Genomic DNA, 22,519 nt, shown 5'->3' on the forward strand with positions numbered 1-22,519 from the left:
GTGTGGAAGCGCGGTAACGCGTGGAGCTGACGAATACTAATCGGTCGAGGACTTATCCACACATTTAGCAAATGATCATGCAGATCCAGTTTTCAGGGAATAAAAGAAACCTTCTTGCTGATGATAGCAGGAAGGTTTTTTCGTGTAGATAAAGCAGTGGCAGGAAAACTAATACAGATCAGAGGGCAAAGAGGGAAGGGGCATCCGGTGATTTCGGTGAAATTGCTTTCGAATAACCGAGGGAAAGGTATCCATATGATTATCCAAAAAATGTTCGACCAAATATCGCTCAACAAGTCCGTGAGACATTGTTAGCTCTCCCCACCACTCCGTTTCATAGCGGCAAAGCATGCTGAGTAAATAAAGCAGCAAGTAATGACTGGCCCATTCGGGAAGAGGTAGAGAAGAAGCAGAACCATTCCAAAAAAAGAGGACGTTCTGATGCAAATGAAATAACGGGTGTTGATCCAGTTCAGACAGGGCACACTGAGGAAGGGTCAGTTCCTTTATGTTTTTATTATTCCCAGGGGAGAGTTTTTCCAAGTTACAAACAGAGGGAGCCAGCCTGCGAATGTACTGGATGAAGGTCTCGGTAGAATAGGATAATGGCCCGTCCGTTTTTTCAGGAAAGGTAATGCGAACCAAATCATCCTGACTTATATACTCAATCTTTAGCGTTAACCAGTTACGTGGTTTATCCGTAGCAATTCCGTAACTTTCGCTGACGCTGGGGATGGATGAAAATAAGTCATGGACTGAATAGCGGTCTTGTAACGGCACAAGCTGGAACGCTTGAGCTAATTGCGCAAAAAACCCTTCCTTTTGTGGACGAACCTCGTCCTCCATTAGCATATAGGCGTTTCGTTTAAGCTTTCGTGTCGTGACACCATGTTGAAGAACACGACTGTTTTGGGGATAATACGGATCACGAGTCAATAACATCGCCTTCAACAAGTGAGAGCAGCCATAAAACAGCAGCAATGGCTGGATGGACAAGTCGGCAACAGCGGAAGTGGAATAAAAGTGTCTGGCTTGTCTCCAGAGATACAGGAAACGCGAGCTTTGTTGAAAAGCTAGTCGCTCGGCATGCTCAAGACCCTTGTCATGATAGCAGGCAGCCAAATATTTACGTGCAGTTGGTTCTGTCTCAAAATAGCGTAATGTTTTCCAAGCGTTATCCATGTTACCCACCTTTACCAATTTTCGTAATATGGCTAAGTTTCCCTAATTGTTTTTTGATTTATCTGTCTTATTGATTCTATAACCGAACAATATACTCATTTCTTGACAGTAAATTAAGCCGTTTGTTAAACTGTCTTAAACTATTCGCCGAGAGGAGCTTTCAACTGTGCGGGAAGACAAATTTGTTAAAGAGGGCTTAACGTTTGACGATGTATTGCTCATTCCAGCAAAATCTGAAGTTTTGCCAAGGGATGTTGATCTGCGAGTACAATTGAGTGAGAATGTGAAGCTGAATATTCCTCTGATCAGTGCTGGGATGGACACCGTAACGGAGTCTGGACTTGCAATCGCCATGGCTCGCCAAGGTGGTATCGGGATTATCCATAAAAACATGTCCATTGAGCAACAAGCAAGCGAAGTAGATCGTGTAAAACGCTCCGAAAGTGGCGTTATTACCAATCCATTCTCTCTGTCCCAAGAACATACCGTCGAAGAAGCGAATGCTCTCATGGGTAAATATCGTATCTCCGGTGTTCCGATTGTCGATGAGAATCAAAAACTGATTGGAATTCTCACCAACCGCGATCTGCGCTTTGTACATGACTTCTCCATCAAGATCAAAGAGGTTATGACCAAGGAAAACCTGGTGACGGCTTCTGTCGGTACTACATTGCAACAGGCAGAATTGATTTTGCAACAACATAAGATCGAAAAGCTCCCGCTGGTAGACGAGAACAACATCCTGCGCGGACTCATTACGATTAAAGATATTGAAAAAGCAATCCAATACCCAAATGCAGCAAAAGATCTACAAGGCCGCTTGCTGTGTGGTGCTGCTGTTGGGGTATCTGCAGACACGTTTGAGCGTGCAGCAGCACTTGTACAAGCTGGCGTGGATGTTTTGGTGATCGATACGGCTCATGGGCATTCCAAAGGCGTAATTGAAACGGTAAAAGCCGTTCGCAAAGAATACCCAACGCTCACAATCGTCGCAGGAAACGTTGCAACTGGACAAGCTACTCGCGATCTGATCGAAGCTGGCGCATCTGTGGTGAAGGTTGGTATCGGTCCTGGTTCCATTTGTACAACTCGTGTCGTAGCAGGTATTGGTGTTCCTCAAATTACAGCGATCCACGATTGTGCACAGGTAGCGCGAGAGTACAATATTCCAATTATTGCCGATGGCGGCATTAAATACTCCGGTGATTTGCCAAAAGCAATTGGTGCAGGTGCTTCAGTGATCATGATCGGCAGTCTGTTCGCCGGTACAGAGGAAAGCCCGGGCGAATTCGAGATTTTCCAAGGTCGTCGTTTCAAGGTATATCGCGGAATGGGATCGATTGGCGCGATGAAAGCCGGCAGTAAGGACCGTTACTTCCAAGAGAACGCACAAAAGCTCGTTCCGGAAGGGATCGAAGGCCGTGTTCCTTACAAAGGCCCATTGGCGGATGTCACGTATCAGTTGATTGGTGGACTGCGTGCAGGTATGGGATACTGCGGAGCAAAGACCATCGAAGATTTGATTCAAAACTCCCAGTTCGTTCGCATTACCGGCGCTGGCTTGCGTGAGAGCCACCCACACGATGTACAAATCACAAAAGAATCACCGAACTACTCGATTTCTTAAGCGAAAAATAGTATAGAAGACCTACGTCCCCTTTCTTTTTAAAAGAGAGGGGATTTTTGCTAGTGTCTGGTATGTGGAAATGGGAGGAAACACGCTTTAGCCACCCTGCAACCTATGGTACACTTACAATTGTGTGCTTGTTACATGAAAAAATAAAATCGACAGAAATAGGAGAGTGAGAGATTACATGAAGCGAAAGACATGGACAAAGCGATTGACAGGTCTGTTCCTTTCTGTCGCTGTTTTTGCTACAGCAATGGGAGGAATGGTTTCAAAGGTCGAAGCAGCCCCTGTAGCATCTCAAGCGAATTTACAACTGGAAGCGAAGTCTGCCATTCTTGTTGAGGCATCGACGGGAAAGGTTCTCTATAGTAAAGATCCTGACGTAGCACTTCCGCCTGCGAGTATGAGTAAGATGATGACCGAATACTTGGTTCAGGAAGCTGTGAAGCAAAAGAAAATCACTTGGGATGAGGTAGTGCCTGTAAGTGAATATGCGTTCTATATCGCTAAAATTTCTGATTCGTCCGGTGTGTATTTAAATTTAGGCGAATCCTTTACGGTTAAACAATTGTACGAAGCGATGGCAATTGTATCGGCCAATGACGCTACTGTACTTTTGGCTGAGAAGATTGCGGGAAGTGAGCCGGCCTTTGTTGAATTGATGAACAAAAAGGCAGCAGAGCTTGGCATGAAAAATACTTCGTTCGTCACTTCTACCGGTTTGCCAGCCAATGAATTAGGCCCTTACTCTGTTCAGACCGAACAAACAGAAAACCTGATGTCTGCTCGTGACTCCGCGATCCTCGCACGTGCTCTGATTCACGATTTCCCGGATGCGTTGGAAATCTCCAAAAAACCAAGCTTCACATTCCGTACAGGCACCCCAAATGAGTGGAGTAAGAAAAGCTACAACTGGATGCTGCCTGGCCTGATTAGTTACTACCCAGGTGTAGACGGATTAAAAACAGGGCATACACAAGCAGCGGGCTATTGCTTTACAGGTACGGCTGTTCGCGACAACATGCGTTTGATTAGCGTTGTGATGAAAACAAGCACCGAGACAAAGCGTTTTGCTGAGACGAGAAAACTCATGGACTACGGTTTTGGCAATTTCAAACTCACAAAACAAATGGACAAAAATGTACCAGTCAAAGGATTTGAAACAGCTCCTGTGAAAAACGGTGTAGAGGTAACTGTACCAGTTGTTACAGGCAGTGAAGTAAATATGATCACAAAAACCGGTACCGAAGCAAAATACACACCAACGGTTACCTTCCAGGAGCTAACCGCACCGATTACGCAAGGACAAGTAGTCGGTAAGATCGTTTTGAAAGAAGAAGGTGTGAAGGAAACCGATTTCTTGCAGCCAGAAGACGCAGCAAAGGCAGGCGTGGATATCGTAGCAGGACAGGCAGTAGAGGAAGCCAGCTGGATTCGTCTGTTCTTCCGCAGCATCATCGAATTCTTCAGCAATCTGTTTAGCAGTGGAACAGGAAATTAAATAACTATTGTTTTCCCCTACATCTATCGTTTACAATGACGGTAACAGGAACCATAACACCGCATAACAGTTTCGGTTCTGACTCATGATGTAGGGGGTATTTGTAATGGTACAAGTAGGAACGTCCCGCGTTAAAAGAGGTATGGCTGAAATGCAAAAAGGCGGCGTCATTATGGACGTCGTGAATGCTGAACAAGCGAAAATTGCAGAAGCAGCGGGTGCTGTTGCTGTAATGGCTTTGGAGCGTGTACCGTCTGACATTCGCGCAGCTGGTGGAGTTGCTCGTATGGCGGACCTTAGCATTGTAGAGGAAGTACTGAATGCTGTTTCGATCCCTGTTATGGCTAAAGCTCGTATCGGTCATTTTGTTGAAGCGCGTGTTCTCGAATCTCTGGGTGTAGATTATCTCGATGAGAGCGAAGTACTCACTCCGGCAGATGACTTGTACCATATCAATAAAAAAGAGTTCACTGTACCGTTTGTATGTGGCGCCCGTGATCTGGGTGAAGCTCTCCGCCGTATTGGGGAAGGTGCATCCATGATCCGCACGAAAGGTGAGCCAGGAACCGGAAACATTGTAGAGGCTGTTCGCCATATGCGCACGATGATGTCCCAAATCCGCAAAGTGCAAGCCATGTCCTACGATGAACTGATGGCAGAAGCCAAAAACCTGGGTGCCCCATATGAACTGCTTGAAGAGGTACACAAAACAGGTAAGCTGCCAGTCGTAAACTTCGCAGCAGGTGGAGTAGCAACACCAGCAGATGCTGCCCTGATGATGCAATTGGGCTCCGATGGCGTGTTTGTTGGCTCTGGTATCTTTAAATCAGAGAATCCAGAGAAGTTTGCTCGCGCGATTGTGGAAGCGACTACCCACTACACGGATTACGAACTGATTGCTCGCGTATCCAAAGGCTTGGGAACCGCAATGCCAGGAATCGAAATCTCCAAAATTCGTGAAGCTGATCGCATGCAAGAGCGCGGCTGGTAAGGTGAGTAGCATGAAAATCGGCGTACTCGCTCTACAAGGAGCTGTAGCAGAACATATGCGAATGCTAGAAGAGGTTGGTGCCACAGCCGTCCCGGTCAAAAAAGTAGAAGATCTGGATGACCTAGACGGGCTGGTCATTCCCGGCGGAGAAAGCACCACGATTAGCAAGCTGATGCATAAGTACGGATTCATGGAGGCGGTTCAAGAGTTCGGTAAGGCGAACAAGCCGATCTTCGGGACTTGCGCAGGAGCGATCCTTCTGGCAAAACAGATTCAAGGACAAGACGATTGCCATTTAGGCTTGATGGATATCAAAGTCGAGCGAAATGCTTTTGGTCGCCAAAAGGAGAGCTTTGAAGTCTTGATGCCTGTTGCGGGTGTGGCGGCAGATTACCCGGCCGTGTTCATCCGGGCACCGTATATCATGGAAGTGGGAGAGAACGGTCAAGTCTTGGCCAAGCACGAAGACAAGATTGTTGTCGCCCGAAGCGGTCACTATTTGGCAGCAGCTTTTCACCCAGAATTGACCGAAGATACAAGACTGCACAAATACTTCCTCGACATGGTCAAGGAATACAGAAGCTAGCTGCTATACCGGAAGATCGGCCGTAAATAGGTGCCGATCTTCTTTTTTCTGTAAAGATCGAGGCGGGCTGCTCTTTACATACGTATAGAACCTGTAGTACAGTTAACAATAATAGTATTCATGAATGAGAATGCGATGATGAGAACAAGTACTTTACAAGAGCCAGGCCTAGAGAGTCGGTGGTAGGTGCAAACCGATCCGGTTATGTGAAGGAATCCATCTCGGAGTGGCAAAGGAACAACAACTTTGCCCGGAACCGTCCCGTTATGACGGAAGAGTGGGCATATGCATGAAGGATTGCTGCATGTGTCAACGAGGGTGGCAACGCGGGTATACAACACTCGTCCCTTACCAGGGGACGGGTGTTTTTTGTTTTTTTTCAATACGATTCGGAGGGATTTACACATGTTGGACGTAAAAGTATTACGCCAGGATCTAGAAGAAGTAAAACGCCGTTTGGCTCACCGCAATGAAGATATTTCTGCGTTGGATCAATTCGTAGAAGTAGATGAAAAGCGCCGCCAAGTCATCCAAGAAGCAGAAGCGCTGAAAAATAAGCGTAACACGGTGTCCGAGCAAGTAGCGGTTATGAAACGCAATAAGGAAAATGCAGACCATCTGATCGCTGAAATGAAAGAAGTAAATGAGCGCATCAAGGCTTTGGATGAAGAGCTGCGCCAATTGGATGAACAGCTGGAGTTCATTTTGCTGAGCCTCCCGAACCTGCCGCATGAAAGCACGCCGATCGGTACGACAGAAGACGATAACGTGATTGCTTGGACATGGGGAGAGCCACGTGCATTTGACTTCGAGATTAAGCCTCACTGGGAGCTGGCTAGCCAAGCAGGAATCCTCGATTTTGAAACGGCGGCAAAAGTAACAGGAAGCCGTTTTGTTTTCTATAAAGGTTTGGGCGCACGTCTGGAGCGCGCACTGATGAACTTCATGATGGATTTGCACTCGAATGAGCATGGCTATGAAGAAGTGATCCCGCCGTATATCGTCAACCGTACGAGCATGACGGGAACGGGTCAATTGCCTAAGTTCGAAGAGGATGCATTCAAAATCGAGGGACCAGATTACTTCCTGATTCCAACTGCCGAGGTGCCGGTCACCAATATGCATCGTGATGAAATCATGGATGGAGCGGATCTCCCTCGCTACTACACTGCTTTCAGCGCATGTTTCCGTTCGGAAGCGGGTTCTGCCGGCCGTGATACGCGTGGGTTGATTCGTCAGCATCAATTCAACAAAGTTGAGCTGGTGAAATTCGTGAAACCAGAAGAGTCTTATGACGAACTCGACAAACTGGTGAAAAACGCTGAAAAGGTGCTTCAACTGCTTGGACTGCCATACCGTGTCCTGAGCATGTGCACAGGCGATCTAGGATTTACGGCTGCGAAGAAATTCGACCTGGAGGTTTGGATTCCAAGCGGCGGCACATACCGTGAAATCTCGTCTTGCTCGAACTTTGAAGATTTCCAAGCGCGCCGTGCCAATATCCGTTTCCGTCGCGATACAAAATCGAAGCCGGAATTTGTGCATACATTGAATGGTTCTGGTTTGGCGATTGGACGTACAGTAGCAGCGATCTTGGAGAACTACCAAGAGGCAGACGGAACAATCGTAATTCCAGAAGTTCTTCGTCCGTACATGGGCGGAGTAGACAAGATCGCACCGAAGCAATAAGCGAGAGATTTGGAAAGCAGCTCTTGATCCATAACGGGTCAAGGGCTGTTTTATATTGTGTACTAATACAGGTGGAATTTTTAAAAAAACGTGTTGCACTGTACCAATCTCTGTTATATAATAAAAACAAATTTTAAGAATATTGTTTTAATACAGAGAGGGAGGAATGGAGAATGGACTGCTATCGGTGTGAAGGAAACGGAGAACAAAATTGCCCAAGATGTGGAGGCGTTGGTCGTGATGCCAACGGAGCGGCTTGCCATAATTGTTTGGGAGATGGGCATGTAAGCTGCAGCCATTGCAGTGGCAGCGGGTATCAGGAGTAAGGACATTTTTTTTGCCACTACTGTTATATAATAAAAATCATTTTATCGATCTGTATCATAATAACTTTGGAGTAAGGGAGGAGGAGCTGTTTTGACTACTGTACCAACGAATCCATATCCGCTGGAGGTTCAGATTTCCGGTGAGATGCACCCGGGTTATCAAGATATCCTGACACCAGAAGCAATCCAATTTGTAATGAAGCTGGAGCAAAGGTTTGGCGAAAGACGCCAGCAATTGCTGGCTAAACGCGTGGAGCGTCAATTGCAGATCGATGCAGGTCAACTGCCCGATTTTTTACAGGAAACAGCGGACATTCGTAAAGGAGATTGGACTGTTGCTCCATTGCCTAAAGATTTGCAAGACAGACGGGTGGAGATTACAGGACCTTCGGGTGACCGGAAAATGGTCATCAATGCACTGAACTCCGGTGCTCGGCTTTTCATGGCTGACTTTGAGGACGCGAACTCGCCGACCTGGGAGAACACCATACAAGGTCAAATCAACATGAAGGATGCGGTACGCCGCACGATCTCCTACATCAGTCCAGAAGGCAAATCATACAGCCTCAATGAAAAGACAGCGGTATTGATCGTGCGTCCTCGTGGCTGGCATCTTGATGAAAAACACATCCGCCTCGACCAAAAACCGATCTCCGGCAGCCTGCTTGACTTCGGACTTTACTTTTACCACAACGTAGATGCTCTTATCGCGAATCAGACAGCACCGTATTTCTACTTACCGAAACTGGAGAGCCATTTGGAGGCTCGCCTCTGGAACGATGTCTTCCTTTTCGCGCAGGATGAATTAAATATTCCACGCGGCACGATTCGTGCGACCGTATTGATCGAAACGATTCTCGCAGCTTTTGAAATGGATGAGATTCTGTACGAGCTGCGCGAGCATAGTGCAGGACTGAATTGCGGACGTTGGGACTACATTTTCAGCTATATCAAAAAGCTGCGGAATCAGCCTGATGTGATTACACCGGATCGGGCGCAAGTAACCATGACAGTTCCGTTCATGAAAGCATACACCACGTTGGCCGTGAAGACTTGCCATAAACGGATGGCGCCTTGCATTGGCGGAATGGCTGCACAAATTCCGGTGAAAAATGACCCGGTACAAAATGCAGAAGCCATCGCCAAAGTGCGCGCTGACAAAGAGCGGGAAGCGTACGATGGACATGATGGGACTTGGGTAGCTCACCCTGGGCTCGTGCCAGTAGCCATGGAAGTGTTCGATCGCTTGATGAGAGAGCCGAACCAAATCTGGTACAAACGTGAAGACGTAGACGTATCTGCTAAGCATCTTCTGGCAGTCCCAGAGGGCACGATTACAGAAGCGGGTGTTCGTACAAACATAAGTGTCAGCTTGCAGTACATCGAGGCTTGGTTGCGAGGCTCTGGGGCTGTGCCGATCAATAATCTGATGGAGGATGCGGCTACAGCAGAAATTTCGCGGGCACAAGTCTGGCAATGGATGCGCCATCGTCACGGAGTCTTGCAGGATGGTAGAAAGGTGACAGAAGGCTTGGTGAAGCAGTGGCTGAGTGAGGAGCTGCAAGCAATCAAGCAAGCAATCGGCCAAGAGAGATACGACAACAGCAAGTATCCGATTGCTGGTGATCTGTTCTTGCAATTAGTAACGACAGAAGATTTTGAAGACTTCCTTACGGTACCGGGTTATCGCTATTTGTAAAAATAAAAAGAGTGGGGGAAATGAAAATGACGAAAGTAACCAAGCAAGAAGCGATTCAACAGGTGGAGCAAAGCTGGCAGGGGGAGCGTTTTCAAGGGATTACACGTCCGTATACGGCAGAAGATGTCGTTCGTTTGCGCGGCTCCGTACAAATCGAACATACGCTGGCTCGTTTAGGAGCAGAGCGTCTGTGGGACCTCTTGCATACCGAGCACCATATCAAAGCGTTGGGGGCTTTGACCGGGAATCAAGCGATTCAGCAGGTAAAGGCAGGATTAAAAGCGATTTACTTGAGTGGCTGGCAGGTAGCGGCCGATGCCAATCTGTCTGGTCAGATGTATCCTGATCAAAGCCTCTACCCAGCAAACAGTGTTCCCCAAGTCGTAAAAAGAATTAATCAGGCATTGCAACGGGCTGATCAGATCGATCAATCAGAAGGCGGTACCGACACGCATTGGTTTGCTCCGATTGTAGCAGACGCAGAAGCGGGCTTTGGTGGGCCACTGAACGTCTTTGAATTAATGAAGGGTATGATTGAAGCAGGTGCAGCAGGCGTGCATTTTGAAGACCAACTGGCTTCGGAGAAAAAATGCGGCCATATGGGCGGAAAAGTACTCATTCCGACGCAAGCAGCTGTGCGTAATCTGATTTCCGCCCGCTTTGCAGCAGATGTGATGGGAGTCCCGACGATTATCGTGGCACGTACCGATGCCAATGGCGCTTTCCTGATCACCAGCGACATCGACGAGCAGGATAAACCATTCCTGACAGGTGAACGAACAGCAGAAGGATTCTTCCGTCTACGCGGTGGACTGGACGCGGCGATTGCACGTGGTCTTGCGTACGCTCCTTATGCAGATCTGATCTGGTGCGAGACTTCTGAGCCGAATTTGGAGGAAGCACGCCGTTTTGCAGAAGCGATCCATGCGAAATACCCGGGCAAGCTGTTAGCCTACAATTGCTCTCCTTCTTTCAACTGGAAAAAGAAGCTGGATGAAAAGACCATCGCTCGCTTCCAGGAAGAGATCGGCGAAATGGGCTACAAGTTCCAATTTGTCACGCTCGCTGGCTTCCACTCCCTGAATTACAGCATGTTTGAACTGGCGCGTGGTTATCGTGATCGCGGAATGGCTGCCTACTCTGAATTGCAGCAGGCGGAGTTTTCCAGCGAAGTACATGGCTATACGGCTACTCGCCATCAGCGTGAAGTCGGTACCGGGTATTTCGATGAGGTTGCGCAAGTTATCTCTGGCGGTAATTCCTCTACGACTGCACTCAGCGGGTCGACGGAAGAGGAGCAGTTTGCTCACAATTAAAGAGGAAAAACGAAGGACTAGGTGGTTCTCTGGTATTCAGAGGGCCACTTTTTGCGTTCACTTCTATTTTTCATAGAGTCTTAATAGCTTTTTAACAACGCATTTATATCAGTTTCATTTTGGTTGTTTACGATTGGATTAGAAAAAACCAAAAGATCAAACACAAACCAAAAACGAAAAGGGGCCTTAAAGATGAGAGGGAACCAGTTAAGCTGGAAACGAACCGTTGTTGTCATGACATCCGTTTTTCTGCTTGCGGGATGTGCCACCGAGACGAAATCAGGCACTTCTCTGGATACGTCGCAATTGACCCTGGATCAAATTGTGGAAAAAGCGAAGCAGGAGGGAGAAGTCAATTCCGTGGGTATGCCTGACACGTGGGCAAACTGGGGGGAGACCTGGAGCAATCTCGGAAAGGAATATGGCTTGAAGCATACGGACACTGACATGTCGAGCGCAGAAGAATTGGCGAAGTTTGAAGCAGAAAAAGAAGACGCCACAGCAGACATCGGTGACGTAGGCATCGCTTTTGGACCGTTAGCCAAGCAGAAAGGGCTGACGCTTCCCTACAAAACCTCTTACTGGAACGACATTCCCGACTGGGCAAAAGATGATGAAGGACATTGGTTGCTGGGCTATACCGGAACACTGGCTTTTATCACTGACAAGACAAAGGTGCAAAACCCTCCCAAGACATGGGCAGATTTGAAAAACGGAAGCTACAAGATCGCGATCGGCGATGTCATGAAAGCGAATCAGGCGCAGTTTGCCGTTCTGGCCGCCGCCTATGCTAATGGGGGAGATGAGAAAAATATTCAGCCTGGCATTGACTTTTTCGCTGACTTGGCAAAAAACAAGCGGCTCAGTACGAGCGATCCGAGCCTTGCCAATCTAGAAAAGGGTGAAATCGAAGTCGCAATCTTGTGGGACTTCAACGCGCTCGGGTATCGGGACAAAATCGATAAAAACCGCTTTGATGTCCTCATCCCGGAGGAAGCATCAGTCAGCAGCGGGTACGCTACGGTTATCAACAAGTACGCCAAGCACCCGCACGCTGCCATGCTGGCTCGTGAATACATTCTCTCCGACGCTGGACAGTCCAATTTGGCACGCGGCTATGCACGACCAATTCGCGCCAACGCCAATCTGGATGAATCCGCGAAAGCCATGCTGCTCCCCGATGAAATGTATAAAAACGCACGTCCGGTGGGCGATTTGACTGCGTGGGAAGAGACAGCCAAAAAGTTGCCGCAGCTATGGCAAGAGCAGGTGTTAATCCATGTGCGCTAGCAAGCTCGCCATGATTGTGCTCGACGGATTGAGATTTGACACAGCCGTCTCGCACATGGGTTACCTACATCACCTGGTCGAGTACGGCATTGCAGCCCGCTTTCAGGTACGATCGGAATTGCCAAGTCTGTCTCGCCCTTTGTACGAGGTTCTTTTAACGGGAACCCCTGTTTGGAAGAACGGCATTTCCAGCAATCAGACGGTTCGGCTTTCACATCAGGAGAGTCTCTTTCACCTGACGCGGAGAAACGGGATGTCCAACGCTGCTGCCGCTTATTGCTGGGTAAGCGAGCTTTATAACAAAGCCCCATTCAATCCGTTTCACGACCGAATCCAATTGAACACCGACAAGCCGATACAAAACGGGATGTTCTACTGGGAAGATCACTATCCGGATACACACTTGTTTGCTGACGCCAACTTTTTGTTGAATGGATACAATCCGGATTTTCTTTACGTCCACTCTATGAATATCGATGATGACGGACATAAGCATACGGCCGATTCCGCGCGATATCGAAATCGCGTTCTGGCGGCAGATTCGATACTGGCAAATGTGCTTCCTGCGTGGATCGATGCGGGTTATCAAATCATCGTAACAGCCGATCACGGGATGACAGCCGATGGAAATCATGGTGGCACTTCTAGCGCTGACCGGGACGTTCCCTTGTTTGTCATCAGCAACCTGATATCTCCGGGTATTCGCGAGGAGGCAATTCCGCAATTGCAGGTGGCTCCGCTTGCCTGCCATTTGCTCGGGATCTCCCCCTCGAAAGAGATGCAGCCATTGAACGTATGAGGGCTGAGTAAGACGTCTCCCTGAGGGGGCGTCTTTTCCTCTAAGAAAGGAGCTTTTGCGATGAAACGATTTGTCAGAATGCTTTGGATCACGACGATTCCGTTCTTTGCAATGATCGCTCTGTTTCTCCTCGTCCCATTGCTTTCCATGATCGGAGGGAGCTTTCAGGCCGAGGGGGGCGGCGGTTTTACAATCAGTCACTATCGGGAGATTTTTTCAAATCCGTATTACTTGCAGGCTTTTGAGAACAGCGTGCTCATCTCGTTCCTGTCTGCTCTCATTGGAATCGTCGTTGCTGTTTTCGCCACCTATGCGATTACCCGTTTTCCACAGTCTCTGCAAAAGCGAGTACTTGTCATTACCAATCTAACCTCCAATTTTGCGGGGATTCCGCTCGCTTTTGCCTTCATTGTCCTGTTGGGAAACAGTGGATTGTTTGTTTTGCTCGCGAAGCAACTGGGGATTGATTTTGGACAGTCCTTTACTCTGTATTCGTGGAGCGGCTTGACGCTTGTTTATATTTATTTTCAACTGCCCTTGGCGGTAATGCTTTTGTATCCCCTGTACAACGCCATTCAGAAGCAATGGTTGGAAGCGGCCGAACTGCTTGGGGCAAGTCCCTGGAAGTTTTGGCTGAGAATCGGGTTTCCCGTACTGCTTCCAGGCATCGTCGGCACATTCAGCATACTGTTTGCCAATGCAATGGGTGCCTATGCTTCCGCCTACGCGCTCACCGGGAGCAATTACAATCTGGTGCCCATTCGGATTGGTGCGCTAGTATCTGGCGACATTTTTGCCAGACCCGAGCTGGGTAGCGCACTCGCAGTATTGCTTGGACTGACGCTTGCCGGCGCCTTACTCGTGAACGAGTGGCTGACGCGGAAGATTCGGAGGGATTTGTCTTGAAGCGGATCAGTTTGTCATCCTTGTCGTTTGCGTTGGTCATGCTGTATTTGTTTTTGCCAGTAGCTGCTACCATCCTTTACTCGCTGGCAACCGAGTGGAACAGCACGGTTTTGCCGGAAGGACTCACAGGAAAATGGTTCGCGGAGCTGTATGCCGATCCCCGATTCTTGCAGGCATTCGGGCGTTCTTTTCTGCTCAGCTTTCTGACGACTGTCGTTGCCGTGGTCATTATTGTTCCTGCTGTATTTTCCATTATCGTCTACGCTCCCCGGATGGAGAGGCTGGTTCAGATTTTGGTGATGCTGACCTATGCCGTTCCGGGTGTCATTATGGCGGTCGGATTGATCCGTACGTATTCAGGAAACGGAATTCCAATGGTCATCATCACCGCCGGGGCGTATTTGGTCGGATTGCTTCCGTATCTTTATCAGGGAACGCGCAACAGCCTGCTTGCCATGCAGGCACGTTCGTTGATGGAGGCAGCCGAGCTATTGGGTGCGAGCCACTGGCAGGCGTTCGTACGGATTATCGTTCCGAATATCATGTCTGGAATTTTCGTGTCCTCGCTCTTGTCTTTCTCCATTTTGTTTGGTGAATTCGTATTGATTAACATCCTGGTAGGAGGAAGATACGAAACCTTACAGATGTATCTATACGCCAAGCTATCGTCAAGTGGACATGTCGCCAGCGCGATTACCGTCACTTATTTTGTCCTGATGGCTATTATCACTGGCCTGGTTGTAAAATTCACGCGCCGAAGCTTCGCACGCAAGGAGGTCCCCTGATGAGTTACGTCCAAATCGAACACTTGTCCAAAACCTTTCACGGTCAACACGTGCTGCAGCAACTTGATCTTTCGATTGAAAAAGGCGAGCTGGTTACCTTGCTTGGCCCTAGCGGGTGTGGCAAAAGTACGCTGTTACGCATTCTTAGTGGTCTGACGGCTCCTGATACGGGCATGATCTACATTGACGGCAAAGATGTGACGGACGTGTCGCCAAAAAACAGGCAGATTGGCATGGTGTTCCAATCGTATGCGCTCTTTCCCAATCTTACGGTCAGTCAAAACATTGCCTTTGGTCTGGAAATGAACAAAATCTCGAAAACGGAGATTCGGCTGCGTGTCCAGGAAATGATTGAGCTGGTGGGATTGGTGGGAAAGGAGAAGGCTTACCCACGTGAATTGTCTGGCGGCCAGCAGCAGCGTGTGGCACTCGCCCGTTCTCTGGTCACCCGGCCAAAAGTGCTTCTGCTGGATGAGCCGCTTAGTGCGCTTGATGCCCAGATTCGTAAAAATTTGCAAAAGCAGCTACGCACCATCCAACGTGAGTTAAACATGACGACTGTGCTGGTTACTCACGATCAGGAAGAAGCCATGGCTGTCAGTGACCGCATCTACATCATGAATGGTGGACGAATCGTTCAGCACGGCAGTCCTCAAGAGATTTACACGCAACCTCGTTCTGAATTTGTTGCTCGCTTCATTGGCAATTACAACGTGCTGACTGCCGAGCAGCTTAACCGAATCACGCCTAATCTGTCTCATCCGGCAGTTGAACGTTTCGCAATCCGTCCTGAGACTTTTCGCGAACAGCCTCTGGGTGGGGAGGACATCTGTTTGACCGGGAATATCGCTCAGGTAACCATGCTCGGCAACATTACCCGTTACGAGCTGAACATTGGTGATGTTCCTGTACTGGTGGACACCCTTCACCTGTCCTTCGAGCAGGAGCAGATAGGCACAACAAAAACATTGTATGTAAGTCCCAAGGATGTGATTCCGCTTTATGACACTATTGCCTGAAGAACGACAGCAAGTGATTCTGGACGAATTGAACCGCCACGGTAAAATTCAGGTGATGAGTCTGGCAAAAAACCTGGCAGTAACACCGGAGACAATCCGGCGTGATCTGGACCATTTGGAACAGCAACGTTTGTTAAAGCGAGTGTACGGAGGAGCAATCCCTTATCATTTGGTGAAACGTGAGCCGCACTTTGAAAAGAAACAGGCGATCCAACAGACGGCAAAAACGAAAATCGGGCAAATCGCGGCAGAGCTTTTGTCTGACGGGGACACGATCGCGCTTGATGTCGGGACGACAACACTGGAATTGGCACGGGCTATAAAGGGCCTCAACCAATTAACGATTGTCACGAATTCGCTCCCCGCCGCTTCTTTACTAAACGAGCTGTTGGAAGCCAATCAATTCAACGGTCAGGTCATTATGCTGGGGGGACTGACCCATCCGGCTCAACAATCAGTTGCCGGGGCGTTTACCTGCGAGCTGCTCTCTCGTTTTCATTTTGATAAAGCGTTTATTTCCTGTGGAGGAATTACGGCTGATGGCTTCACCGACTATGACATGGAAGAAACTTTGTGCTCGACCATAATGGTACAGCGGGCGGAGCAAGTCTTTTTATTGGGGGACACATCCAAGATCGGCCAAACGCAATTTTTTCGCATTTGCGGCTGGCCGGATGTCAGCGCGGTCGTTTGTGACCAGCCAATGCCGGATGAATGGCTTTCGTCTGGCATTCAAACTACCTGGATAAGCGAACTTCCGGGAAGGAGAGACTTCACATGATGATTGACTATCATCTTCATCTGGAAGAGGGGCCCTATTCTTTGCGTTGGCTCGACCGTACGAATGCCGCCCTCGACCACTTTTATCCGCTGTCTGAATCTCGACATACCCGTGCCTGGCTGCTGGACAGTCTTGCACGATTAAATAATCGGATGTCTCTAGGAGCATATGACCCATCTTGGATCGATCTGTATTTACGTGAGGCGTTAAACAAAGGCTTGAAAGAAGTGGGGATTGTCGATCATTTATACCGCTTTCGTGAAGCTCGTCCCTACTTTGAGCGGTATATGGATCTAAGTGATACTGATTTGGGTCGCTTGCAGCGCACATGGCTTGATCAAGTATGCACCGAGAGCCTCAGTGACTTTTGTGTCGCCATTGAGGCGGCAAAGCAGCGTTGGTCAGCAAGCGGCGTGGAGTTGCGGCTGGGGATCGAAGCGGATTACTTTATCGGCGGGGAAGCAGAATTGGAGAGCTTGCTGGCAGGTGGTTCATGGGATTATGTGATCGGCTCCGTTCATTTTTTGCAAGGATGGGGCTTTGACAATCCCGAGACTCGTCAATTGTTTGAGCAGCATGACCTGAAACAGCTATATGCGGATTTTTTCCACACAGTTGAATCCATGATTAGGAGCAACTTGTTTGATTTTGTTGCCCATCTGGACAATCTGAAAGTGTTCTCCTATCGCCCAGAGGAATCGGAGCTTGTTCCCTATTACCATCGAATCGCAACTGCTTTGAAAGAAACGGATACAGCGACCGAAATCAATGCGGGTCTGTACTACCGCTATCCCGTTCAGGAAATGTGCCCCAGTCCTGCTTTCCTCGACGTTTTGGTGGCGCATGGCGTTCCACTGACCCTCTCGTCCGACGCCCACTTTCCCGACGATATTGGGAGATACGTGGCGGCGAATCTGGAGATCCTCCATTCAATGGGGGTAACGGAGATTGCCACTTTTTCCGGTCGTCAACGGATCATGAAGCCAATCCGTTATGCATCAGCTATTCCAGACGAGAGCTGCTGATAGGAACTGGAACGGATAGGATTTGCCGAAAAATGGATATACACATATAATAAGAAAGTAGGTGATCATACTTGTCCCCGTAGCTCAGCAGGATAGAGCAACGGTTTCCTAAACTGTAGGTCGGAGGTTCGAATCCTCTCGGGGACGCCATTGAAGGAAAAGCCTTGGTGTATCAAGGCTTTTTCTTTTTTATGCATACCCCTCTCATCGTTTATTTGGAAAACATGGAGACATTGAACATGTCTTGAACGTATAACTTGTAGCAGAAAACGATGGAGATAAGGGGTGTTTCCTTTGAAAAAAGTGATCATAGGCATGGTTTTGGCGATTTTTTTCAGCGGTTGCAGCTCAGATGCGGTCGTACAAAATCAGACTGCTGCGCCACCAGCAAAGGAAGTAACGAACACTGGCACAGAATCGCAACAATCGGTCGACAGCTCTTCAAGCTATAACCAAATCGCAAAATATATGGAAGAAGAGAGCAAAAAAGCTTTCTCCCCCTACTATGAGCTTGTCGAGTTTACAGTATCAGATTATGAAGAGAAAACAGTGGACGGAAAAGTAGAAGCGACATTCGGGTATCAAGTGAAGTACAAAAACTTTGAGAAAGACCCTGACACTGTGGACTACATCAAAGCGGCAAAAGATAAAAACGATCCTAACTACCAACAGCTGTATGATGAATATTTGCAACCCAAGGACATGAGCTTTCATTTGAAAGCCGTAGTTGAAGATGCGGACTCCATAACGCTTTACACTAATGTGAGCCCAAAAGGAATCCAATGGGAGAAGGCAGTCATGTCTGATTTTATCTTTAAGAAATAATGAAGATAACAAACACACAAAGAACGTTCACTTTAAATAGGAGTGGACGTTCTTTGTTTAAGATGATTTGGAGAGACGTCTAGCATGTAAATAGCACATTCTAAGAATTACTATACAACTAATAAATCCAATAATCGTAATGATTGTATTGTATTCATGGTAGCCATTTGATTAAGGATTCAACCATTGAAAAGCCCCAAAGAAAAGAAGGGATAACAAGAAAATAAAACGAGCTTGTGTTAGACGTAACTTTTATATAGAGTAGGACTACTCTTGTGGAGACGAGTAATATTAGAAACATATTTTTCATATTAAATAACGTCTTCCAAAAGGCTGAATATCAATGTTTTTAATAGGGTAAATGGACAAATTGCAAACCTTTCGCTAACAAAAGTGCATTTTTTGAGCTGAAAATGACAGATTCTAATGAGTCAACTGCTAACATTCTGGCAGTGAAAGCCGATCAAGTGGTAACGTTCCTGCTAATACCATTGTTAAAATCACTACCCTTGGTCACCAGGAGTACCAGGCTATGTGTGAAAAAACTGCCCTAAATTTCCGATGAGCACGTTCCGTACAATTTACTCACAGTTCTTACAAAAGGCTGTGGGTAAAGTGAAGTGGATCGCGGTCTGGAGAGGGATTTTCCATTTTTTGGGACAATTGTGTGAAGCGTAAGGTAAGAGTATGCAAAATTACAATTACTTACAAAAGTTTACACAACAGGGATATTAAGTTATTGAATTTGGGTGTTTGGTAAAATGGACTGAGTGGATCGGGACGTGTCAGTGTGATATGGCACGTCTTTTTTTTGATCAAAAACCGAATGTATGATCCTATTTTGTGAGGAGGCATTATGTGATCGAACTTACTGACGCAGCAAATAAAAAGTTTCTGGATGCATTTCTTGCCCAAGCAGACAATCAAGAACTTTACCAGCGAGTGCTTTTTTCCCCAGACGATACGAAAGGTATCGAAGAACTAAATAGACGATTCAAAGAATTCTATGCCGAAGCGAGACTTATCAAGTACATTTCATCAATTATTCACTATACCTCAATCGAACTTTCTTTACGGAACCGAAAGATAGACAAAGCGTGTCAACCGACCGATGAAATTGAGCGGTTGGTTGACGGGCTTACATGCATTTCGAATGAGGGTGATCGGGAGGGTATACAGGAGTGGAAGGATGCTTTGTCTGACAAACGCTTGCTGGAGGCTATTCAAAGACTTACAGAAAAAGAACAGGCGACATTGACACTTCTTTATTTAAGGAACCTCAAAGAACGGGAAGTTGCACGTCTATTAGGCGTCACCCAGCAGGCTGTTTCCAAGGTAAAGAAACGAGCGTTACTAAAGCTCAGAAAACAGTTAGAGGGAGGCGAAATGCATGAGCCTGTTAATGCTGCTATAGCGAGCGCAGAACAACGATGAGGATGCTATGATGGAGATTATCGAAAGGTTTGAACCGAAGATTCGTAAGTCGCTGAGATCAACAGACTCATCTGTACGGGATGACATTAGGCAGGAAATGTCATTAAAAATTATCGAGTATATATTGAAGTATAATTTTGATAAAACACTGGAATGTTTTGATTTTGTGAAGGGGGTGTCCCAAAAATAACATTCGCCTTATCAATACTCAACATCCCGTCCCACTTTTAGCAGTGAAACGGGATGTTTTACCTTTCTCATTTGGGATTCGTTTATTCGAGGTTACCCATTTGGAATACTCCCCAAGGTAATTTTTACTTCTTTGGTTTTAGTTTCACTTTCCTTATTAATCCATTTTTCAATAGTTTTAAACGAGTAGTCCTTTATATCGGGAATCGTTACTTTTAACGTCGTATCATTTTCCCAATGCAAATTACGAATGGGTACGGTGAAATTTCCATTTGTTATCTTGTTGATTATTTCGCTATTATTTTGAAACTCCGTGTTCTTAATTTCGACAGTGTCAATTATCACTAAACTACTTCTGCTTACAGTTGATCCTTCATTTTTCCCGAATTTTATAGCTAAATATTTGTTATCGACCGTAAATAGAGCCTCCTGAAAAAAGCTTGATTGCGGGAGGGGGATAGATGTGACCTGATCGTTTTTATATTTTACAAGAACATTGTCACATAACTTTATTCCACAACTGTAACTTATGACTGCGAAGGTAGCGTTGGGATTCGGAAGTGGGTTAACTCTCATGCGATCTATTTCAGTTTTTCGTTCAGATGAACTGGTAGTATATTCTTCTAAATATGTACGTATAGTAGGGATTTGTTCAATTGGTATGGCAATCGTTTCACTTTCATTTGTGATAATCAGTTCTTCCCTGTTTTGATTTTGGTTACTGTATGAGCCTACAGAATCAGTAGTTGTCTGATTGTTTGAAGAACATCCAATTAATCCGACTCCTAATATAAAAATTAGAAATAAAGCGTAAGTTATAAAATTTTTCATTTTAATCATCTCCTTTGGTTGTAAAAGTTTCAAAAAATTCCTCTTTATATTATTGAATACAAATTAAAGGAGGAAGAAACATGGCACTAACTAAATCTTTGAAATTGAATCTTCTTGAAAGCACTGGTTTTTTTGAAGGTAACGATGGTTACTCTAGCGTTTCTGGAGATCATGATGAGCAAGGTATGTCTTTCGGAATTATCCAATTTAACTTTGGACAAGGTACGTTAGCTCCATTACTTAAGGACTATATCAATGAAAACGAAAAAGATTTTAAAGACATTTTCGGCAGCAGCAAAGCAGCTACACTGAAAAAAGTTGTTTTTGATTATTCGAAATCAAAGCAAGTCTCCTGGGGAAAAAGTATCACAACTAAAGGTGGGGCTGATATTAGTGCTGAGTGGAAAAAACCATTTCAAAAATTGGGCGAAGAAGCAAGCATGCAAAAACTACAATTAAAACATGCAGAAGGATACTTTGATCGCGCTGAATCATTGGCTGAACAATTTGGCATCATTAGCACACAAGGATTAGCATTTCTTTTTGATCATGCAGTACAATCTTGGCGTTTCAATGGTTCGCACTCAAAAATCGAAGACGAGATCAATGATTTGGATCGTGAGTATCGTAACAGCGAGAATGGAGCAAGGTTGCCTGATGAAGACCGTCTAAGTGTACTTCTTGATTACATCCGACCAGGTGATGAGAGTGATCGGCGCCGCGCAATTAAAAATGGTCGGGGTAAAGTGCATGGTAAACAGTATGACGTGGATGATTATGGCCTCTCGTACGATGATGAGTTCTAGAGAAAATCCAGGGGCAATCCCTGGATTTTTTTGTTACAAATGATAGACGCTAAAAAATGTAAAATAGTTACATTTCAAATTGCAAACCGTAACTAGGGAACTGCTCGGAACACGAAGGAATGGAAAATGCAATTAAAAGCTGAGGAATCAGGATTCTTCAACGCCTCAGAACAAGAGAGGGAATCCAGAGGAATGCAGCAAAAAGATGGTTCTGAACCAAATAGCAATAGCACTGTTAGCACAAAATATAAAAAGTTTTTTCATGTTTACCTCTTAGATTTACGTCTGCTACTCGGAATTAAACCGTCAATTTGGCAGGAAGGATTACGTACTCACGCGGTCTTATTCATTTCTCTCGCACCAGTACTCGTACTCATTGTCGATCCAATCTTTAATATGATCGTAATTCTCCCAAGTATCTTCCACGTGATACACACTCGGCTCACAATCAAACGCTTCTAGATAATGATAGCGATACTCCCCCGTATCGAAATCGAAGTAAAACATCGCGAACTGGTTTCCTTCTTCATTCAGCATGTCTTTTGCAAATACTCCACCCGACTTCTCATAAACCTCAGGGCCAGTAATCTTCCTTTGTTTAAAATCAGCGATTAGGTTTTCGAAACTCTTCTTGAAATCCTCGCTAACCATATCCTTTTCAATCAACCAGCCAATGAAAAAGCCTGTATGTACGTATGCCTGTTTTTGAGGAAGATCGTCTTCAAAGTTTTCGTAATGATATTTCGCTTTATCGTATACCGTTGTCACTAGCGAATCCTCGCTTTCTATTTGCCCATTTTCCAAAAATTATACAGGATAGATGTAAGGGTAAAAAGCCAAAAGAGGGTGAAGAAGGAAGGATAGGAATTTTGTAGCATTGCTATGATGCGGAGTGGTAGTATTTAACTG

At 46.4% G+C, this 22,519-nt stretch carries 21 protein-coding genes, 1 tRNA gene and 1 other annotated feature; of the genes, 19 read left to right on the forward strand and 3 right to left on the reverse strand.

Going from position 1 to position 22,519, the window contains the following annotated elements; translation table 11 throughout:
- Window positions 1–168: 168 nt before the first annotated feature.
- The gene (locus FB479_RS27705; RefSeq protein WP_106657654.1) at window positions 169–1,182 is read right to left on the reverse strand and encodes a YaaC family protein; all 1,014 of its coding nucleotides are present in this window, start codon (window positions 1,180–1,182) and stop codon (window positions 169–171) included.
- Between the two features lie 166 nt (window positions 1,183–1,348).
- Here FB479_RS27705 and guaB point away from each other — a divergent pair, with 166 nt between their 5' ends.
- The 18 genes from guaB to FB479_RS27800 all read left to right on the forward strand — a co-directional run bounded on the left by guaB (window position 1,349) and on the right by FB479_RS27800 (window position 19,974).
- Complete coding sequence (gene guaB / locus FB479_RS27710; RefSeq protein WP_106657655.1) at window positions 1,349–2,809, forward strand: IMP dehydrogenase; 1,461 nt, start codon at window positions 1,349–1,351, stop codon at window positions 2,807–2,809.
- A 187-nt stretch (window positions 2,810–2,996) separates the two neighbouring features.
- On the forward strand, window positions 2,997–4,313 hold the full coding sequence (locus FB479_RS27715) for a D-alanyl-D-alanine carboxypeptidase family protein (protein WP_142067419.1): 1,317 nt from the start codon (window positions 2,997–2,999) through the stop codon (window positions 4,311–4,313).
- A gap of 106 nt (window positions 4,314–4,419) precedes the next feature.
- Window positions 4,420–5,304 carry a pyridoxal 5'-phosphate synthase lyase subunit PdxS gene (pdxS, locus tag FB479_RS27720; RefSeq protein WP_012683798.1) on the forward strand — a complete coding sequence of 295 codons (885 nt, stop codon included), beginning with the start codon at window positions 4,420–4,422 and terminating at the stop codon, window positions 5,302–5,304.
- 10 nt (window positions 5,305–5,314) lie between these two features.
- Entirely contained in the window at window positions 5,315–5,890 is a 576-nt protein-coding gene (pdxT, locus tag FB479_RS27725; protein ID WP_142067420.1) for a pyridoxal 5'-phosphate synthase glutaminase subunit PdxT, read from the forward strand.
- Window positions 5,891–6,016: 126 nt separating this feature from the next.
- Window positions 6,017–6,242 (forward strand) — a binding site (T-box leader).
- Between the two features lie 53 nt (window positions 6,243–6,295).
- Complete coding sequence (gene serS, locus FB479_RS27730; protein WP_142067421.1) at window positions 6,296–7,579, forward strand: serine--tRNA ligase; 1,284 nt, start codon at window positions 6,296–6,298, stop codon at window positions 7,577–7,579.
- 417 nt (window positions 7,580–7,996) lie between these two features.
- A complete protein-coding gene (gene aceB, locus FB479_RS27740; protein ID WP_142067422.1) occupies window positions 7,997–9,604 on the forward strand; it encodes a malate synthase A in 1,608 nt (535 codons plus the stop codon).
- 26 nt (window positions 9,605–9,630) lie between these two features.
- Window positions 9,631–10,920, forward strand: coding sequence for an isocitrate lyase (aceA, locus tag FB479_RS27745; protein ID WP_106657661.1), 1,290 nt, complete (start codon window positions 9,631–9,633; stop codon window positions 10,918–10,920).
- Window positions 10,921–11,112: 192 nt separating this feature from the next.
- On the forward strand, window positions 11,113–12,210 hold the full coding sequence (locus tag FB479_RS27750) for an ABC transporter substrate-binding protein (RefSeq protein WP_142067423.1): 1,098 nt from the start codon (window positions 11,113–11,115) through the stop codon (window positions 12,208–12,210).
- Window positions 12,200–13,009 (forward strand): alkaline phosphatase family protein, encoded by an 810-nt coding sequence (locus FB479_RS27755; protein WP_142067424.1) that lies wholly within the window; start codon window positions 12,200–12,202, stop codon window positions 13,007–13,009. Before FB479_RS27750 ends, FB479_RS27755 begins: the two co-directional genes overlap by 11 nt.
- 60 nt (window positions 13,010–13,069) lie before the next feature.
- Window positions 13,070–13,915: an ABC transporter permease gene (locus tag FB479_RS27760; protein ID WP_142067425.1), complete on the forward strand. Its 846-nt coding sequence runs from the start codon at window positions 13,070–13,072 to the stop codon at window positions 13,913–13,915.
- Window positions 13,912–14,700 (forward strand): ABC transporter permease, encoded by a 789-nt coding sequence (locus tag FB479_RS27765; RefSeq protein WP_142067426.1) that lies wholly within the window; start codon window positions 13,912–13,914, stop codon window positions 14,698–14,700. Before FB479_RS27760 ends, FB479_RS27765 begins: the two co-directional genes overlap by 4 nt.
- Window positions 14,700–15,719 (forward strand): ABC transporter ATP-binding protein, encoded by a 1,020-nt coding sequence (locus FB479_RS27770; protein WP_106657666.1) that lies wholly within the window; start codon window positions 14,700–14,702, stop codon window positions 15,717–15,719. The genes FB479_RS27765 and FB479_RS27770 overlap by 1 nt, the downstream gene beginning before the upstream one ends.
- Window positions 15,703–16,500, forward strand: a complete 798-nt coding sequence (locus tag FB479_RS27775; RefSeq protein ID WP_142067427.1) for a DeoR/GlpR family DNA-binding transcription regulator — start codon at window positions 15,703–15,705, stop codon at window positions 16,498–16,500. Before FB479_RS27770 ends, FB479_RS27775 begins: the two co-directional genes overlap by 17 nt.
- Window positions 16,497–17,525: a histidinol phosphate phosphatase domain-containing protein gene (locus tag FB479_RS27780; RefSeq protein ID WP_142067428.1), complete on the forward strand. Its 1,029-nt coding sequence runs from the start codon at window positions 16,497–16,499 to the stop codon at window positions 17,523–17,525. The genes FB479_RS27775 and FB479_RS27780 overlap by 4 nt, the downstream gene beginning before the upstream one ends.
- A gap of 73 nt (window positions 17,526–17,598) precedes the next feature.
- Window positions 17,599–17,675: transfer RNA gene (locus tag FB479_RS27785), tRNA-Arg, on the forward strand.
- A 135-nt stretch (window positions 17,676–17,810) separates the two neighbouring features.
- Window positions 17,811–18,350: a hypothetical protein gene (locus FB479_RS27790; protein WP_142067429.1), complete on the forward strand. Its 540-nt coding sequence runs from the start codon at window positions 17,811–17,813 to the stop codon at window positions 18,348–18,350.
- 858 nt (window positions 18,351–19,208) lie between these two features.
- Window positions 19,209–19,784: a sigma-70 family RNA polymerase sigma factor gene (locus FB479_RS27795; protein WP_255438746.1), complete on the forward strand. Its 576-nt coding sequence runs from the start codon at window positions 19,209–19,211 to the stop codon at window positions 19,782–19,784.
- A 10-nt stretch (window positions 19,785–19,794) separates the two neighbouring features.
- A complete protein-coding gene (locus FB479_RS27800) occupies window positions 19,795–19,974 on the forward strand; it encodes a helix-turn-helix domain-containing protein (protein WP_255438770.1) in 180 nt (59 codons plus the stop codon).
- A gap of 92 nt (window positions 19,975–20,066) precedes the next feature.
- Here the strand turns inward: FB479_RS27800 and FB479_RS27805 are convergent, their stop codons facing one another.
- Complete coding sequence (locus tag FB479_RS27805; RefSeq protein WP_142067431.1) at window positions 20,067–20,804, reverse strand: hypothetical protein; 738 nt, start codon at window positions 20,802–20,804, stop codon at window positions 20,067–20,069.
- An 80-nt stretch (window positions 20,805–20,884) separates the two neighbouring features.
- Here FB479_RS27805 and FB479_RS27810 point away from each other — a divergent pair, with 80 nt between their 5' ends.
- Complete coding sequence (locus tag FB479_RS27810; protein ID WP_142067432.1) at window positions 20,885–21,610, forward strand: lysozyme family protein; 726 nt, start codon at window positions 20,885–20,887, stop codon at window positions 21,608–21,610.
- Window positions 21,611–21,952: 342 nt separating this feature from the next.
- On the opposite strand, the gene FB479_RS27815 is transcribed toward FB479_RS27810, so the two are convergent.
- Window positions 21,953–22,378, reverse strand: a complete 426-nt coding sequence (locus FB479_RS27815) for a DUF7832 domain-containing protein (RefSeq protein WP_142067433.1) — start codon at window positions 22,376–22,378, stop codon at window positions 21,953–21,955.
- Between the last annotated feature and the right edge of the window lie 141 nt (window positions 22,379–22,519).

Origin of the sequence: Brevibacillus sp. AG162 (genome assembly GCF_006715575.1) — a bacterium.
GTDB classification, from domain to species: Bacteria; Bacillota; Bacilli; order Brevibacillales; family Brevibacillaceae; genus Brevibacillus; species Brevibacillus brevis.